At 52.7% G+C, this 16,471-nt stretch carries 14 protein-coding genes; 11 read left to right on the top strand and 3 right to left on the bottom strand.

Going from position 1 to position 16,471, the window contains the following annotated elements:
- A complete protein-coding gene (gene ugpC / locus A7Z06_RS16840; RefSeq protein ID WP_000907812.1) occupies positions 1 to 1,071 on the top strand; it encodes a sn-glycerol 3-phosphate ABC transporter ATP binding protein UgpC in 1,071 nt (356 codons plus the stop codon).
- A complete protein-coding gene (gene ugpQ / locus A7Z06_RS16835) occupies positions 1,068 to 1,811 on the top strand; it encodes a glycerophosphodiester phosphodiesterase (RefSeq protein WP_000073604.1) in 744 nt (247 codons plus the stop codon). Before ugpC ends, ugpQ begins: the two co-directional genes overlap by 4 nt.
- Here the strand turns inward: ugpQ and A7Z06_RS16830 are convergent.
- Positions 1,798 to 2,238 carry a DUF2756 family protein gene (locus A7Z06_RS16830; protein WP_000826139.1) on the bottom strand — a complete coding sequence of 147 codons (441 nt, stop codon included), beginning with the start codon at positions 2,236 to 2,238 and terminating at the stop codon, positions 1,798 to 1,800. The genes ugpQ and A7Z06_RS16830 overlap by 14 nt on opposite strands.
- 120 nt (positions 2,239 to 2,358) lie before the next feature.
- Between A7Z06_RS16830 and ggt the strand changes: the two genes are divergently transcribed.
- A complete protein-coding gene (ggt, locus tag A7Z06_RS16825; protein WP_000595121.1) occupies positions 2,359 to 4,104 on the top strand; it encodes a gamma-glutamyltransferase in 1,746 nt (581 codons plus the stop codon).
- Positions 4,105 to 4,164: 60 nt separating this feature from the next.
- Here the strand turns inward: ggt and yhhY are convergent, their stop codons facing one another.
- Positions 4,165 to 4,653, bottom strand: coding sequence for an N-acetyltransferase (gene yhhY, locus A7Z06_RS16820; RefSeq protein WP_001290289.1), 489 nt, complete (start codon positions 4,651 to 4,653; stop codon positions 4,165 to 4,167).
- A 476-nt stretch (positions 4,654 to 5,129) separates the two neighbouring features.
- Here yhhY and A7Z06_RS16815 point away from each other — a divergent pair, with 476 nt between their 5' ends.
- The 5 genes from A7Z06_RS16815 (at position 5,130) to gntU (ending at position 10,083) form a co-directional block, all read left to right on the top strand.
- Complete coding sequence (locus A7Z06_RS16815; RefSeq protein ID WP_000236320.1) at positions 5,130 to 6,167, top strand: oxidoreductase; 1,038 nt, start codon at positions 5,130 to 5,132, stop codon at positions 6,165 to 6,167.
- A 122-nt stretch (positions 6,168 to 6,289) separates the two neighbouring features.
- On the top strand, positions 6,290 to 6,985 hold the full coding sequence (gene yhhW / locus A7Z06_RS16810) for a quercetin 2,3-dioxygenase (RefSeq protein ID WP_000639800.1): 696 nt from the start codon (positions 6,290 to 6,292) through the stop codon (positions 6,983 to 6,985).
- A 92-nt stretch (positions 6,986 to 7,077) separates the two neighbouring features.
- Positions 7,078 to 8,073: a gluconate operon transcriptional repressor GntR gene (gene gntR, locus A7Z06_RS16805; RefSeq protein ID WP_000730250.1), complete on the top strand. Its 996-nt coding sequence runs from the start codon at positions 7,078 to 7,080 to the stop codon at positions 8,071 to 8,073.
- A gap of 138 nt (positions 8,074 to 8,211) precedes the next feature.
- Positions 8,212 to 8,739, top strand: coding sequence for a gluconokinase (gene gntK, locus A7Z06_RS16800; RefSeq protein ID WP_000108328.1), 528 nt, complete (start codon positions 8,212 to 8,214; stop codon positions 8,737 to 8,739).
- Between the two features lie 3 nt (positions 8,740 to 8,742).
- The gene (gntU, locus tag A7Z06_RS16795) at positions 8,743 to 10,083 is read left to right on the top strand and encodes a gluconate transporter (RefSeq protein WP_000105942.1); all 1,341 of its coding nucleotides are present in this window, start codon (positions 8,743 to 8,745) and stop codon (positions 10,081 to 10,083) included.
- A 56-nt stretch (positions 10,084 to 10,139) separates the two neighbouring features.
- Here the strand turns inward: gntU and yhgN are convergent, their stop codons facing one another.
- Positions 10,140 to 10,733: an NAAT family transporter YhgN gene (gene yhgN, locus A7Z06_RS16790; protein WP_001002547.1), complete on the bottom strand. Its 594-nt coding sequence runs from the start codon at positions 10,731 to 10,733 to the stop codon at positions 10,140 to 10,142.
- A gap of 192 nt (positions 10,734 to 10,925) precedes the next feature.
- Here yhgN and asd point away from each other — a divergent pair, with 192 nt between their 5' ends.
- The 3 genes from asd to glgX all read left to right on the top strand — a co-directional run bounded on the left by asd (position 10,926) and on the right by glgX (position 16,457).
- Positions 10,926 to 12,029: an aspartate-semialdehyde dehydrogenase gene (gene asd / locus A7Z06_RS16785; RefSeq protein ID WP_000799967.1), complete on the top strand. Its 1,104-nt coding sequence runs from the start codon at positions 10,926 to 10,928 to the stop codon at positions 12,027 to 12,029.
- A gap of 271 nt (positions 12,030 to 12,300) precedes the next feature.
- A complete protein-coding gene (gene glgB, locus A7Z06_RS16780) occupies positions 12,301 to 14,484 on the top strand; it encodes a 1,4-alpha-glucan branching enzyme (protein ID WP_000116223.1) in 2,184 nt (727 codons plus the stop codon).
- A complete protein-coding gene (glgX, locus tag A7Z06_RS16775) occupies positions 14,484 to 16,457 on the top strand; it encodes a glycogen debranching protein GlgX (RefSeq protein WP_000192584.1) in 1,974 nt (657 codons plus the stop codon). Before glgB ends, glgX begins: the two co-directional genes overlap by 1 nt.
- The last annotated feature ends 14 nt before the right edge of the window (positions 16,458 to 16,471 follow it).

The following is a 16,471-nucleotide window of genomic DNA, read 5'->3' as shown; positions in this document are numbered from 1 at the left end:
ATGGCAGGACTGAAATTACAGGCAGTAACCAAAAGCTGGGATGGCAAAACCCAGGTCATTAAACCGCTGACCCTTGATGTGGCGGATGGCGAATTTATCGTGATGGTCGGGCCGTCTGGCTGCGGGAAATCCACGCTGCTGCGCATGGTTGCCGGGCTGGAGCGGGTAACGGAAGGCGATATCTGGATCAACAATGAGCGTGTGACCGAAATGGAGCCGAAAGATCGCGGGATTGCGATGGTGTTCCAGAACTACGCGCTTTATCCGCATATGAGCGTCGAAGAAAACATGGCGTGGGGGCTGAAAATTCGCGGCATGGGCAAGCAGCAAATTGCCGAGCGCGTTCAAGAAGCGGCACGTATTCTGGAACTGGACGGCCTGCTTAAGCGCCGCCCGCGTGAGCTTTCCGGCGGGCAGCGCCAGCGCGTGGCAATGGGGCGCGCGATTGTGCGCGATCCGGCGGTATTTTTGTTTGATGAGCCGCTCTCGAACCTTGATGCCAAGCTGCGCGTGCAGATGCGCCTTGAGTTGCAGCAATTGCACCGTCGCCTGAAAACGACTTCACTCTACGTTACTCACGATCAGGTTGAGGCGATGACGCTCGCTCAGCGGGTGATGGTGATGAACGGCGGCGTTGCCGAACAGATTGGCACTCCGGTTGAAGTGTATGAAAAGCCCGCCAGCCTGTTTGTGGCGAGTTTTATCGGCAGCCCGGCGATGAACCTGCTGACAGGCCGCGTGAATAACGAAGGCACGCATTTCGAACTGGACGGCGGTATTGAGTTGCCGCTAAACGGTAGCTACCGGCAGTATGCCGGACGTAAAATGACCCTCGGTATTCGCCCGGAACATATTGCGTTAAGCTCGCAGGCAGAAGGCGGCGTGCCGCTGGTGATGGACACGCTGGAGATCCTCGGCGCAGATAACCTGGCGCACGGACGCTGGGGCGAACAGAAGCTGGTGGTACGACTGGCGCATCAGGAGCGCCCGACGGCAGGCAGCACACTGTGGCTGCATCTGCCGGAAAATCAGCTACATCTTTTTGATGGTGAAACAGGACAACGAGTATGAGTAACTGGCCTTATCCTCGCATCGTCGCCCATCGTGGCGGCGGTAAACTGGCTCCAGAAAACACCCTGGCGGCAATCGATGTGGGGGCAAAATACGGTCATAAGATGATCGAATTTGACGCGAAGTTATCGAAAGATGGCGAGATCTTCTTGCTCCATGACGATAATCTCGAGCGTACCAGCAACGGCTGGGGCGTAGCAGGCGAACTAAACTGGCAGGATTTACTGCGCGTGGATGCAGGCAGTTGGTACAGCAAAGCGTTTAAAGGCGAGCCGCTGCCCTTGCTTTCGCAGGTGGCGGAACGCTGCCGCGAACACGGGATGATGGCGAATATCGAAATCAAACCCACCACTGGCACCGGGTCATTAACGGGCAAAATGGTGGCGCTGGCGGCGCGTGAACTTTGGACTGCTATGACGCCGCCGCTGCTGTCATCGTTTGAGATTGATGCTTTAGAAGCTGCACAACAGGCTGCACCGGAACTGCCGCGCGGTTTGTTGCTTGATGAGTGGCGCGACGACTGGCGAGAACTGACTATGCGGCTGGGCTGCGTCTCTATTCATCTCAATCATAAGTTGCTCGATAAAGCGCGAGTGAGGCAGTTGAAAGACGCCGGATTACGGATTCTGGTGTATACCGTCAACAAACCCCAGCGCGCGGCAGAGTTGCTGCGCTGGGGCGTGGATTGCATTTGTACCGATGCGATTGACGTGATTGATCCGAACTTTACGGCCCAATAGTTTTCAACGGAATATCAGGCTGCGGCGTGCTGGGTTGATTCAGCATGTCGCCGTTTCTCCTCTCCGGCAGCATATGCTGCTGATTCAGCGAGTTATCCGGATTACGGTTGCTGTTTAACATCCCGCCGTTGGTGTTGGGCAGCATTTGCTGCCGGGCGGGATTTAGCTCCCCCGGCTGCGACTGCAATACCCGCTGCGAGTTACTGTTAATCTGATTTTCTAAATGTTGCTGCTGTAATTGCGTCTGCGTTTTCAGTTGCTGATTCAGCATCCCTTTTTGCTGGATTTGCTGGGTCTGCATCTGGGTTTGCATCCGTTGCTGACTGGGGATCTGATACCCCGACTGGTTAGGGTTGTTCAGAGTATTAATGGGCTGTGCAAAGCCGACGAACGGCAGGAGTGCCGTCAAAAGCAGAAGTCGTTTCATCGCGTATCCTCCTCTGAAGATATCCTTTAAGTTTACTCGCTTCCCGGCAAAACGATGATTAATTCAGAGTTATATACCAGGCTTAGCTGGGGTTGCCCCACACATAACTGGAGAATAACGATGATAAAACCGACGTTTTTACGCCGGGTGGCCATTGCTGCTCTGCTCTCAGGAAGTTGTTTTAGTGTTGTTGCCGCGCCACCTGCGCCGCCGCCGGTCTCGTATGGCGTGGAGGAAGATGTCTTCCATCCGGTGCGCGCGAAGCAGGGGATGGTGGCGTCTGTGGATGCTACTGCCACTCAGGTGGGGGTGAATATCCTTAAAGAAGGTGGTAATGCCGTTGATGCTGCCGTGGCAGTGGGGTATGCGCTGGCGGTAACGCATCCGCAGGCGGGGAATCTGGGCGGCGGCGGTTTTATGCTGATCCGCACTAAGGATGGCAATACAACCGCTATCGATTTCCGCGAAATGGCACCCGCCAAAGCGACCCGCGATATGTTTCTCGATGACCAGGGCAACCCGGACAGCAAAAAATCACTCACTTCGCATCTGGCCTCCGGTACGCCTGGCACGGTCGCAGGCTTCTCGCTGGCGCTGGAGAAGTACGGCACTATGCCGCTGAACAAAGTGGTGCAACCGGCGTTTAAACTGGCGCGTGATGGTTTTATCGTTAACGACGCGCTGGCCGACGATCTCAAAACCTACGGCAGTGAAGTGCTGCCGAATCACGAAAACAGCAAGGCTATCTTCTGGAAAGAGGGTGAACCGCTGAAAAAGGGCGACAGGCTGGTACAGGCGAATCTGGCAAAGAGTCTGGAGATGATTGCTGAAAACGGCTCGGACGAATTCTACAAAGGCAAGATAGCGGAACAGATTGCCCAGGAGATGCAGAAAAACGGCGGCTTAATTACCAAAGAGGATTTAGCAGCGTATAAAGCGGTCGAACGCACACCAATAAGCGGCGATTATCGCGGGTATCAGGTTTACTCCATGCCACCGCCATCCTCCGGCGGGATTCATATCGTGCAGATCCTCAATATCCTGGAAAACTTCGATATGAAGAAATACGGCTTTGGCAGTGCCGACGCGATGCAAATCATGGCTGAAGCTGAGAAATACGCCTACGCCGACCGCTCGGAATATCTTGGCGACCCGGATTTTGTCAAAGTGCCGTGGCAGGCGCTGACCAATAAAGCCTATGCCAAATCCATTGCCGATCAAATTGATATCAACAAAGCGAAGCCGTCCAGCGAAATTCGCCCAGGCAAACTTGCGCCTTATGAGAGCAATCAAACAACCCATTACTCAGTGGTGGATAAAGACGGTAACGCGGTGGCGGTGACCTATACGCTGAACACCACCTTCGGTACGGGGATTGTCGCGGGCGAGAGCGGTATTCTGCTTAATAACCAGATGGATGATTTCTCCGCCAAACCGGGCGTGCCGAACGTTTACGGGCTGGTGGGCGGTGATGCTAACGCCGTCGGGCCGAACAAACGTCCGCTGTCGTCGATGTCACCAACCATTGTGGTGAAAGACGGTAAAACCTGGCTGGTGACTGGCAGCCCTGGCGGGAGCCGGATTATCACCACCGTGCTGCAAATGGTGGTGAACAGCATCGATTATGGAATGAACGTTGCCGAAGCGACCAATGCGCCGCGTTTCCACCATCAGTGGTTGCCGGACGAGCTGCGCGTCGAGAAAGGATTTAGCCCGGATACGCTCAAGCTGCTGGAAGAAAAAGGTCAGAAAGTGGCGCTGAAAGAGGCGATGGGCAGTACACAAAGCATTATGGTTGGGCCGGACGGTGAGTTGTATGGGGCATCCGACCCGCGCTCAGTGGATGATTTAACGGCGGGGTATTAATATCTTAAGCCCTCTCCCGGTAGGTGAGGGCTTAAATGACCAACTTAGATTGCAAATTCTTTACTTCACCCGCGCCATAAAATACGCATCGATATATTCGCCATTACGCAAAGCGTACTTCTTACCGGTTCCTTCAATCTCAAAGCCGAATTTTTTATAGACCTTAATTGCCGGGGCGTTATCGACAAACACGGTTAGTTCAATACGATCTACCCGCAGCCAGTTGTCGCACATTTCAGTCATCTCTCGCATCAGGGCGCTGGCGACGCCGCGATTGTGCCAGCGGGAGTCGACGCAGATACCAAAATCGGCAACATGACTGCGGCGCGGGCGTTGCTGCACGTCAATGGTGAGATGACCCACGACGGTTCCATCAATACAGGCGACTAACTGTTTGATGCCGGGACGATCGGCGAGTCGCTCCTGCCACATATGATCGGAAGGATGAGGCACCTGTAGCGTGTTGTAATACACCTCCGGCTGGGCGTGGATTTGCCGAATGGCCTCGTAATCGCGCGTTTCAGCGTGGCGTATCACTATCTCACTCATTCCTCTGTCCTCTTTGGGGTAAATGTCCCTTTCAACATCATTGACTTTCAAATGCGAGTCAAATGCATTTTTTTGCAAAAAGTGTTGGACAAGTGCGAATGAGAATGATTATTATTGTCTCGCGATCAGGAAGACCCTCGCGGAGAACCTGAAAGCACGACATTGCTCACATTGCTTCCAGTATTACTTAGCCAGCCGGGTGCTGGCTTTTTTTTTGCTTTCGTTCCTGCCAGGCTGACTTGCTATTTTGCCCACGGGAAGTGCTCGTGTTGAGACAAATGCAAAATTGCCTGATGCGCTACGCTTATCAGCCTACAAACCTGTGCCCGAACCGTAGGTCGGATAAGGCGTTCACGCCGCATCCGGCATGATCAAAGTGCACTTTGCCAACAATCTGACGTACTGAAGCACAGGCATAGGAACCACGTCCGCTTTGCGTTAAGGTGTAACTAACCACCTTATAAAAGGACGAAATCATGGTCATTAACTGCGCCTTTATTGGCTTCGGCAAAAGCACCACCCGTTACCATCTGCCGTATGTACTTAACCGCAAGGATAGCTGGCATGTCGCGCATATTTTCCGCCGCCATGCGAAGCCGGAAGAACAGGCTCCTGTCTACTCGCATATCCATTTCACCAGCGATCTCGACGAAGTATTAAACGATCCTGACGTTAAGCTGGTTGTCGTCTGCACTCACGCTGATAGCCACTTCGAGTACGCGAAGCGCGCGCTGGAAGCCGGGAAAAATGTGCTGGTTGAAAAACCGTTCACCCCTACGCTTGCGCAGGCGAAAGAGCTGTTTGCGCTGGCAAAAAGCAAAGGGCTGACCGTCACGCCGTATCAGAATCGCCGCTTTGATTCTTGCTTCCTGACGGCGAAAAAAGCGATTGAAAGCGGCAAGCTGGGGGAGATTGTTGAAGTGGAAAGCCATTTTGACTACTACCGCCCGGTGGCAGAAACTAAACCGGGGCTGCCGCAAGATGGTGCATTTTATGGCCTTGGCGTGCATACCCTCGACCAGATTATCTCGCTGTTCGGTCGCCCGGATCATGTGGCTTACGACATTCGCAGCCTGCGTAATAAAGCCAATCCGGACGACACCTTTGAAGCGCAGTTGTTTTATGGTGATTTGAAAGCCATCGTCAAAACCAGCCATCTGGTGAAAATCGATTATCCGAAATTTATCGTTCACGGTAAGAAAGGTACATTTATTAAATACGGTATCGACCAGCAGGAAACCAGCCTGAAGGCTAATATTATGCCGGGCGAACCGGGATTCGCAGCGGATGATTCGGTCGGTGTGCTGGAGTATGTCAATGACGAGGGCGTGACGGTAAGAGAAGAGATGACGCCGGAGGTGGGAGATTACGGACGCGTCTACGATGCGCTGCATCAAACCATCACCACCGGTGCACCAAATTACGTCAAGGAATCTGAAGTTCTTACTAATCTGGAAATCCTTGAACGCGGTTTTGAACAAGTCTCTCCCTCCACAGTGACTCTCGCAAAGTAAGTTTGATGGCTCCTCGAATAGTTCAATTTTTTTGAACAGAGGGGTCAATTTTCACCCTCTATCATCCCAGGCGGATCGGGTCCACACTAAGCCCATCGAAAACATTCAGGGGGTGAATACAAATGATCTACTTACGCAAAGCAAATGAACGTGGTCATGCAAATCATGGCTGGCTGGACTCCTGGCACACTTTCTCTTTTGCCAACTATTACGATCCGAATTTTATGGGCTTCTCCGCGCTGCGCGTGATTAACGACGACGTGATTGAAGCAGGGCAGGGCTTCGGCACTCACCCACATAAAGATATGGAAATTTTGACCTACGTGCTGGAAGGTACTGTTGAGCATCAGGACAGCATGGGCAATAAAGAGCATGTTCCGGCGGGCGAGTTTCAGATAATGAGTGCGGGTACGGGTATTCGTCACTCAGAGTACAACCCCAGCAGCACCGAGCGTCTGCATCTGTATCAGATCTGGATCATGCCAGAAGAAAATGGGATTACGCCGCGTTATGAACAGCGTCGCTTTGATGCCGTGCAGGGCAAACAGCTGGTTCTTTCGCCGGATGCGCGTGATGGTTCGCTGAAAGTGTATCAGGATATGGAACTTTACCGCTGGGCGCTGGTAAAAGATGAGCAGTCGATACATCAGATTGCCGCTGAACGCCGCGTCTGGATCCAGGTAGTAAAAGGCAATGTCACCATTAACGGTGTCAAAGCCTCTACCAGCGATGGTCTGGCAATCTGGGATGAGCAGGCAATCTCCGTCCACGCCGATAGCGACAGTGAAATCCTGCTGTTCGATTTACCGCCAGTCTAAATTTATCTCACAACCTTCCTGAGGAATCAGGAAGGTTGTGATGCGTCCGTGGTAAACTAAAGGAATCTATCCCTTTTGTACCCTTCAGGACGATGAAAAAGAAAAGACCCGTACTTCAGGATGTGGCTGACCGTGTAGGCGTGACCAAAATGACGGTCAGCCGTTTTTTACGCAACCCGGAGCAGGTCTCCGTCGCCTTACGCGGCAAGATTGCCGCCGCTCTTGATGAACTGGGTTATATTCCCAACCGCGCGCCCGATATCCTCTCAAATGCTACCAGCCGGGCAATTGGCGTCCTGTTGCCTTCTCTCACCAACCAGGTTTTCGCGGAAGTATTACGCGGCATCGAAAGCGTCACCGACGCGCACGGTTATCAGACTATGCTGGCGCACTACGGTTATAAACCGGAAATGGAGCAAGAACGTCTCGAATCGATGCTCTCCTGGAATATCGACGGGCTGATCCTCACCGAACGTACCCACACGCCGCGCACCTTAAAGATGATTGAAGTGGCAGGTATTCCGGTGGTGGAACTGATGGACAGTAAATCACCGTGCCTCGATATCGCCGTCGGTTTTGATAACTTTGAAGCGGCACGCCAGATGACCACCGCCATTATTGCTCGCGGGCATCGTCACATTGCCTATCTCGGCGCACGTCTCGACGAACGTACTATCATCAAACAGAAGGGATACGAACAGGCGATGCTGGATGCAGGCCTGGTGCCATATAGCGTGATGGTTGAACAATCTTCTTCTTACTCTTCAGGTATTGAACTGATTCGCCAGGCGCGGCGGGAATATCCGCAGTTGGATGGCGTGTTCTGTACCAACGATGACCTGGCTGTCGGCGCGGCGTTTGAATGTCAGCGTTTGGGGCTGAAAATTCCTGACGATATGGCGATTGCCGGTTTCCACGGTCACGATATTGGTCAGGTGATGGAGCCACGGCTGGCGAGTGTGCTGACACCGCGTGAGCGGATGGGCAGCATTGGCGCTGAACGCCTGCTGGCGCGTATTCGTGGCGAAGCAGTGACACCGAAAATGTTAGATTTAGGTTTCACCTTGTCACCGGGCGGATCTATTTAAGCTCACAAATTTGAAGTAGCTCACACTTATACACTTAAGGCACGGATGGATATTGCTTCTGATTTTGTCCGGCTGGACAATGTTACCGATAACAGTTACCCGTAACATTTTTAATTCTTGTATTGTGGGGGCACCACTTTGAGCACGACTAACCATGATCACCACATTTACGTCTTGATGGGCGTATCGGGCAGCGGCAAATCTGCGGTCGCCAGTGAAGTGGCGCATCAACTTCATGCCGCGTTTCTTGATGGCGATTTCCTCCATCCGCGTCGCAATATCGAAAAAATGGCGTCCGGTGAACCGTTGAATGATGACGATCGCAAACCGTGGTTACAGGCACTGAACGACGCCGCGTTTGCCATGCAGCGCACCAATAAAGTGTCGCTGATCGTCTGTTCTGCACTGAAAAAGCACTATCGCGACCTGCTACGCGCGGGTAATCCGAATCTCTCTTTCATCTACCTGAAAGGCGATTTTGATGTGATTGAAAGCCGCCTGAAAGCGCGTAAAGGCCATTTCTTTAAAACCCAAATGCTGGTGACGCAGTTTGAAACGCTGCAGGAACCGGGTGCGGACGAAACCGATGTACTGGTGGTGGATATCGATCAGCCACTGGAAGGTGTTGTGGCAAGCACCATTGAGGTTATTAAAAAAGGCAAATAAGTAGTGAGTACATTAACGCTTGTTTTAACAGCAGTAGGGTCTGTTTTACTGCTGCTGTTTTTAGTCATGAAGGCGCGTATGCACGCCTTCCTGGCTTTGATGGTGGTGTCTATGGGGGCTGGCCTTTTTTCCGGTATGCCGCTCGATAAAATCGCAGCGACGATGGAAAAAGGGATGGGAGGCACCCTCGGCTTCCTGGCGGTGGTTGTCGCGCTGGGAGCCATGTTTGGCAAGATCTTACATGAAACCGGCGCAGTCGATCAGATTGCCGTCAAAATGCTCAAATCCTTCGGCCACAGCCGCGCTCATTATGCCATTGGCCTTGCTGGGCTGGTTTGTGCGCTACCGCTGTTCTTTGAAGTGGCGATTGTTCTGCTGATTAGCGTTGCTTTCTCAATGGCGCGCCATACCGGCACGAACCTGGTGAAACTGGTTATCCCGTTATTCGCCGGTGTGGCGGCAGCGGCGGCGTTCTTACTGCCGGGGCCAGCGCCAATGCTGCTGGCATCGCAGATGAACGCCGACTTTGGCTGGATGATCTTGATTGGCCTGTGTGCGGCAATTCCGGGAATGATTATTGCCGGGCCGCTGTGGGGTAATTTCATCAGCCGCTACGTGGAACTGCATATTCCTGACGACATCAGCGAACCGCATCTCGGCGAAGGAAAAATGCCATCTTTCGGATTCAGCCTGTCGCTGATCCTGCTGCCGCTGGTGCTGGTAGGTCTTAAAACCATTGCCGCGCGTTTTGTGCCGGAAGGCTCTACCGCTTATGAATGGTTCGAGTTTATCGGTCATCCGTTTACCGCGATTCTGGTTGCTTGTCTGGTGGCGATTTATGGTCTGGCGATGCGTCAGGGTATGCCGAAAGACAAAGTGATGGAGATTTGCGGTCACGCGCTGCAACCGGCGGGAATCATTCTGCTGGTGATTGGTGCAGGTGGCGTGTTCAAACAGGTACTGGTTGATTCTGGCGTAGGTCCGGCACTGGGCGAAGCGTTAACCGGGATGGGGCTGCCGATTGCGATCACTTGCTTCGTGCTGGCCGCTGCAGTGCGCATCATTCAGGGTTCTGCCACCGTTGCCTGCTTAACGGCGGTGGGACTGGTGATGCCGGTTATTGAACAACTGAACTACTCCGGTGCGCAAATGGCGGCGTTGTCGATTTGTATCGCCGGTGGTTCGATTGTTGTCAGCCACGTTAACGACGCTGGTTTCTGGTTGTTCGGTAAATTTACCGGCGCGACCGAAGCCGAAACGCTGAAAACCTGGACCATGATGGAAACCATCCTTGGCACTGTCGGTGCTATCGTCGGGATGATTGCGTTCCAGCTGTTGAGTTAAGTTTGTTCGCCCGGTAGTTCTGACGCTACCGGGCTCATTTCGAGAAATTATCCCCGTCACCCCTTCATCCACATCCGAACGCCGTCGAGGAACATCTGGGTTGCCATCATCACCAGAATCAATCCCATCAGGCGTTCCAGTGCATTCACCCCTTTCTCGCCCAGCAGACGTAAAAATAGCGATGACTGCAGCAGGATGACAAATGTGCCGCCCCAGGCCAGCAGCAGGGCAATCACCAGATGCCCCATCTGATTGGGGTACTGATGAGACAGCAACATCAGCGTGGCGAGAATCGTCGGCCCGGCGACCAGCGGAATGGCTAATGGCACGATAAATGGCTCTTCACCGGCCGGAAGCCCACTGCTGTTTCCCGATGCGCTGGGGAAAATCATCTTAATGGCAATCAGAAACAGAATGATGCCGCCAGAAATAGAGACGGTTTCCGCCCGCAGACTAAGAAATGCCAGAATTTTCTCACCCGCAAACAGGAACACCAGCATCACCAGAAGAGCAATAAGCAACTCTCGCACCATGATTGCCCGACGTCTTTTCGGTTCAGTATGTTTCAGTACGGACATGAAAATAGGTAGGTTTCCGAGCGGATCCATAATCAAGATCAATAAAACTGCTGCAGAAATGATTTCATTCATAACTCAAGTTCCCTGATAATTGCGTTGGACTTTCTGCGTGCTATGAAAGCAGGATAAGTCGCATTACTGATTGCTTCGCTATCATTGATTAATTTCACTTGCGACTTTGGCTGCTTTTTGTATGGTGAAAGATGTGCCACGAGGACACCGGCACATATATACAGCACACATCTTTGCAGGAAAAAAACGCTTATGAAAAATGTTGGTTTTATCGGCTGGCGCGGTATGGTCGGCTCCGTTCTCATGCAACGCATGGTTGAAGAGCGCGACTTCGACGCCATTCGCCCTGTCTTCTTTTCGACTTCCCAGCCTGGTCAGGCTGCACCGTCCTTTGGCGGTACTACCGGCACACTTCAGGATGCCTTTGATCTGGAGGCGCTGCAGGCCCTCGATATCATCGTAACCTGTCAGGGCGGCGATTATACCAACGAAATCTATCCAAAGCTCCGTGAGAACGGGTGGCAAGGTTACTGGATTGACGCAGCATCGTCTCTGCGCATGAAAGACGACGCCATCATCATCCTTGACCCAGTCAATCAGGACGTCATTACTGACGGATTAAATAAAGGCATCAGGACTTTTGTGGGCGGTAACTGTACCGTAAGCCTGATGTTGATGTCGTTAGGCGGTTTATTCGCCAATGATCTTGTTGATTGGGTTTCCGTTGCAACCTACCAGGCGGCTTCCGGCGGTGGTGCGCGACATATGCGGGAGTTGTTAACCCAGATGGGCCAACTGTATGGTCATGTGGCGGATGAACTCGCAACCCCGTCCTCTGCTATTCTCAATATTGAACGCAAAGTCACGACCTTAACCCGCAGCGGCGAGTTGCCGGTGGATAACTTTGGTGTTCCGCTGGCGGGTAGCCTGATTCCGTGGATCGACAAACAGCTTGATAACGGTCAGAGCCGCGAAGAATGGAAAGGGCAGGCGGAAACTAACAAGATCCTCAACACATCTTCTGTGATTCCGGTAGATGGTTTATGCGTGCGTGTCGGAGCATTGCGCTGCCATAGTCAGGCATTCACCATCAAATTGAAAAAAGATGTATCGATTCCGACCGTGGAAGAACTGCTGGCGGCTCACAATCCGTGGGCGAAAGTCGTACCAAACGATCGGGAAATCACTATGCGTGAGCTAACCCCAGCAGCCGTTACTGGCACGCTGACCACGCCTGTAGGCCGCCTGCGTAAACTGAATATGGGGCCAGAATTTCTGTCAGCCTTTACCGTGGGTGACCAGTTGCTGTGGGGTGCAGCGGAGCCGCTGCGCCGGATGCTTCGTCAACTGGCGTAATCTTTATTCATTAAATCTGGGGCGCAATGCCGCCCCTTTTAGTGCGTAATACAGGAGTAAGCGCAGATGTTTCATGATTTACCGGGAGTTAGATAGAGCATTGGCTATTCTTTAAGGGTGGCAGAATACATGAGTATTCACTGCCTTACCTGAAGGGAGGACGACGCAGAGAGGATGCACAGAGTGCTGCGCCGTTCAGGTCAAAAAAATGTCACAACCAGATGTCAAAAATCAGTTGGATGGGGTGACACAATAAAACAGGAAGACAAGCATGTCCGTTCGTATCGATAGAGACGTGATAAACGCGCTAATTGCAGGCCATTTTGCAGACCCATTTTCCGTACTGGGAATGCATAAAACTACAGCAGGACTGGAAGTCCGTGCCCTTTTACCTGACGCCACCGATGTGTGGGTGATTGAACCAAAAACCGGACGCAAAGTCGCTAAACTGGAGTGTCTCGACTCTCGTGGATTCTTCAGCGGCGTCATTCCACGACGTAAGAATTTTTTCCGCTATCAGTTGGCTGTTGTCTGGCATGGTCAGCAGAATCTTATTGATGACCCTTACCGTTTTGGCCCTTTAATTCAGGAAATGGATGCCTGGCTGTTATCTGAAGGTACTCACCTGCGCCCGTATGAAACCTTAGGCGCACACGCAGATACCATGGATGGCGTTACCGGCACGCGTTTTTCTGTCTGGGCACCCAATGCCCGCCGAGTCTCGGTTGTTGGGCAATTCAACTACTGGGATGGTCGTCGTCATCCGATGCGCCTGCGTAAAGAGAGCGGCATCTGGGAACTGTTTATCCCTGGCGCGCACAACGGTCAGCTCTATAAATACGAAATGATTGATGCCAATGGCAATCTGCGTTTGAAGTCTGATCCTTATGCCTTTGAAGCACAGATGCGTCCGGAAACCGCTTCCCTTATTTGCGGACTGCCTGAAAAGGTCGTGCAGACCGAAGAGCGCAAAAAAGCGAATCAGTTTGATGCGCCAATCTCTATCTATGAAGTTCATCTGGGTTCCTGGCGTCGTCACACCGACAACAACTTCTGGTTAAGCTACCGCGAGCTGGCCGATCAACTGGTGCCTTACGCTAAATGGATGGGCTTTACCCATCTCGAACTGCTGCCAATTAACGAACATCCATTCGATGGTAGTTGGGGCTATCAACCGACGGGTCTGTACGCGCCAACTCGCCGTTTTGGTACTCGCGATGACTTCCGCTATTTCATTGATGCCGCACACGCAGCCGGTTTGAACGTTATTCTTGACTGGGTGCCGGGGCACTTCCCGACTGATGACTTTGCACTTGCCGAATTTGACGGAACAAATCTGTATGAACACAGCGATCCGCGCGAAGGCTATCATCAGGACTGGAACACGCTGATCTACAACTATGGTCGCCGTGAAGTCAGTAACTTCCTTGTCGGTAACGCGCTGTACTGGATTGAACGTTTTGGTATTGATGCGCTGCGTGTCGATGCGGTGGCGTCGATGATTTATCGCGACTACAGCCGTAAAGAGGGCGAGTGGATCCCCAACGAGTTTGGTGGACGCGAGAATCTGGAAGCGATTGAATTTTTACGCAATACCAACCGTATTATCGGTGAGCAAGTTCCTGGCGCGGTAACGATGGCGGAGGAGTCTACTGACTTCCCTGGCGTTTCTCGTCCGCAGGATATCGGCGGCCTCGGCTTCTGGTACAAGTGGAACCTCGGCTGGATGCACGACACCCTGGACTACATGAAGCTCGACCCGGTTTATCGTCAATACCATCACGATAAACTCACCTTCGGGATGCTCTACAACTACACTGAAAACTTCGTCCTGCCGTTGTCGCACGACGAAGTGGTGCACGGCAAAAAATCGATTCTCGACAGAATGCCGGGCGATGCATGGCAGAAGTTTGCCAATCTGCGAGCCTACTATGCCTGGATGTGGGCGTTCCCAGGCAAAAAACTGCTGTTCATGGGCAATGAATTTGCTCAAGGGCGTGAGTGGAACCACGACGCCAGCCTTGACTGGCACCTGCTGGAAGGCGGCGACAACTGGCATCACGGCGTCCAGCGTCTGGTGCGCGATCTGAACCACACTTATCGCTATCACAAAGCATTGCACGAGCTGGATTTTGACGCGTATGGCTTTGAATGGCTGGTGGTGGATGACCATGAACGTTCGGTGCTGATTTTTGTTCGCCGTGATAAAGAGGGTAATGAAATTATCGTTGCCAGTAACTTTACGCCGGTGCCGCGCCATGATTATCGCTTTGGTATTAATCAGCCGGGTAAATGGCGTGAAATCCTCAATACGGATTCCATGCACTATCACGGTAGCAATACCGGTAATGGCGGCGCAGTACACAGTGATGAGATCGCCAGCCACGGTCGCCAGCATTCATTAAGCCTTACGCTACCGCCGCTGGCCACTATCTGGCTGGTTCGGGAGGGATAATGACACAACTTGCCATTGGCAATCCCGCTCCTCTTGGCGCGCATTACGACGGCCAGGGCGTTAACTTCACGCTCTTCTCCGCTCATGCCGAACGGGTAGAGCTGTGTGTGTTTGACGCTCAGGGCATCGAACATCGGTATGATTTGCCAGGACGAAGTGGTGACATCTGGCACGGTTATCTGCCGGATGCGCGCCCGGGTTTGCGTTATGGTTACCGCGTTCATGGCCCATGGCAACCCGCCATGGGGCATCGCTTTAACCCGGCGAAGTTGTTGATTGATCCTTGCGCGCGGCAAATTGTCGGGGAATTTAAAGATAACCCGCTGCTGCACGCCGGGCATAGTGATCCTGACTATCGCGACAACGCTGCTATTGCGCCGAAATGCGTAGTGGTCGTGGATCACTATGACTGGGAAGATGATGCCCCGCCGCGCACGTCGTGGGGCAGTACCATCATTTATGAAGCCCATGTCAAAGGCTTAACCTACTTGCACCCGGAGATCCCGGTCGAGATCCGTGGAACCTATAAAGCCCTTGGGCATCCGGTGATGATCAACTATTTAAAACAGTTGGGCATTACCGCACTGGAACTGCTGCCGATCGCGCAATTTGCCAGTGAGCCGCGCTTGCAACGAATGGGGTTGAGTAACTACTGGGGTTACAACCCGGTGGCGCTGTTTGCACTGCATCCGGCGTATGCATGCTCGCCCGACACGGCGTTGGATGAGTTCCGCGATGCAGTCAAAGCCCTGCACAAAGCGGGCATTGAGGTCATTCTCGACATCGTTCTCAACCACAGTGCGGAACTGGATCTCGACGGCCCGTTATTCTCCCTGCGCGGGATCGATAACCGTAGCTATTATTGGATAAGAGAAGACGGCGATTATCACAACTGGACTGGTTGCGGCAATACGCTCAATTTGAGCCATCCAGCTGTGGTGGAGTACGCCAGCGCCTGTCTACGCTATTGGGTGGAAACTTGTCATGTTGATGGCTTCCGCTTCGATCTCGCTACAGTCATGGGGCGAACGCCGGAGTTTCGTCAGGATGCGCCTCTGTTTACGGCTATTCAGAATTGCCCGGTACTTTCGCAAGTGAAGCTGATTGCCGAACCGTGGGATATCGCGCCTGGCGGCTATCAGGTGGGGAATTTCCCGCCGTTGTTTGCCGAGTGGAACGATCATTTCCGCGATGCCGCCCGGCGCTTCTGGCTGCACTATAACCTGTCGCTGGGGGAGTTTGCCGGACGTTTTGCTGCTTCCAGCGATGTTTTTAAACGTAATGGCCGTCTGCCGAGTGCTGCGATTAATCTGGTCACAGCGCATGACGGTTTTACGCTTCGCGACTGCGTTTGTTTTAACCATAAACACAATGAAGCAAACGGAGAAGAAAATCGCGACGGAACCAACAACAATTACAGTAACAATCATGGTAAAGAAGGGTTAGGCGGTACTCTTGATCTGGTTGAACGGCGGCGCGACAGCATTCACGCCCTGTTAACAACGTTGTTGCTCTCCCAGGGTACGCCGATGTTACTGGCCGGTGACGAACACGGTCACAGCCAGCATGGCAATAACAATGCTTACTGTCAGGATAACCAACTAACGTGGTTGGACTGGTCGCAAGCAAGCAGTGGCTTAACCGCGTTTACCGCCGCGTTAATCCATCTGCGCAAGCGCATTCCTGCTTTGGCAGAGGATCGCTGGTGGGAAGAAGGCGACGGCAATGTCCGTTGGCTGAATCGATATGCTCAATCTTTAAGCTCGGATGAGTGGCAGAACGGGCCAAAGCAGCTGCAAATTTTGCTTTCGGATCGTTTCTTGATCGCAATAAACGCCACGCTTGAGGTAACAGAGATTGTTTTACCTGCTGGGGAGTGGCGTGCCATTCCCCCATTCGCTGGAGAGGATAACCCAGTGATTACGGCTGTCTGGCCGGGACCTGCACACGGACTGTGTGTGTTCCAGAGATGATAAAAAAGGAGTTA

The organism is Escherichia sp. MOD1-EC6819 (assembly GCF_002965765.1).
Lineage (GTDB): Bacteria > Pseudomonadota > Gammaproteobacteria > Enterobacterales > Enterobacteriaceae > Escherichia > Escherichia ruysiae.
The sequence above is the reverse complement of the archived record's forward strand: the minus strand, read 5'-3'. Positions and strand labels throughout refer to the sequence as shown.

Bases quoted from the DNA above. Each gene is read 5' to 3' on its own strand.
- ugpC (WP_000907812.1), top strand. From the start codon at position 1: ATGGCAGGACTGAAATTACAGGCAGTAACCAAAAGCTGGGATGGCAAA.
- ugpQ (WP_000073604.1), top strand. From the start codon at position 1,068: ATGAGTAACTGGCCTTATCCTCGCATCGTCGCCCATCGTGGCGGCGGT.
- A7Z06_RS16830 (WP_000826139.1), bottom strand. From the start codon at position 2,238: ATGAAACGACTTCTGCTTTTGACGGCACTCCTGCCGTTCGTCGGCTTT.
- ggt (WP_000595121.1), top strand. From the start codon at position 2,359: ATGATAAAACCGACGTTTTTACGCCGGGTGGCCATTGCTGCTCTGCTC.
- yhhY (WP_001290289.1), bottom strand. From the start codon at position 4,653: ATGAGTGAGATAGTGATACGCCACGCTGAAACGCGCGATTACGAGGCC.
- A7Z06_RS16815 (WP_000236320.1), top strand. From the start codon at position 5,130: ATGGTCATTAACTGCGCCTTTATTGGCTTCGGCAAAAGCACCACCCGT.
- yhhW (WP_000639800.1), top strand. From the start codon at position 6,290: ATGATCTACTTACGCAAAGCAAATGAACGTGGTCATGCAAATCATGGC.
- gntR (WP_000730250.1), top strand. From the start codon at position 7,078: ATGAAAAAGAAAAGACCCGTACTTCAGGATGTGGCTGACCGTGTAGGC.
- yhgN (WP_001002547.1), bottom strand. From the start codon at position 10,733: ATGAATGAAATCATTTCTGCAGCAGTTTTATTGATCTTGATTATGGAT.
- asd (WP_000799967.1), top strand. From the start codon at position 10,926: ATGAAAAATGTTGGTTTTATCGGCTGGCGCGGTATGGTCGGCTCCGTT.
- glgB (WP_000116223.1), top strand. From the start codon at position 12,301: ATGTCCGTTCGTATCGATAGAGACGTGATAAACGCGCTAATTGCAGGC.
- glgX (WP_000192584.1), top strand. From the start codon at position 14,484: ATGACACAACTTGCCATTGGCAATCCCGCTCCTCTTGGCGCGCATTAC.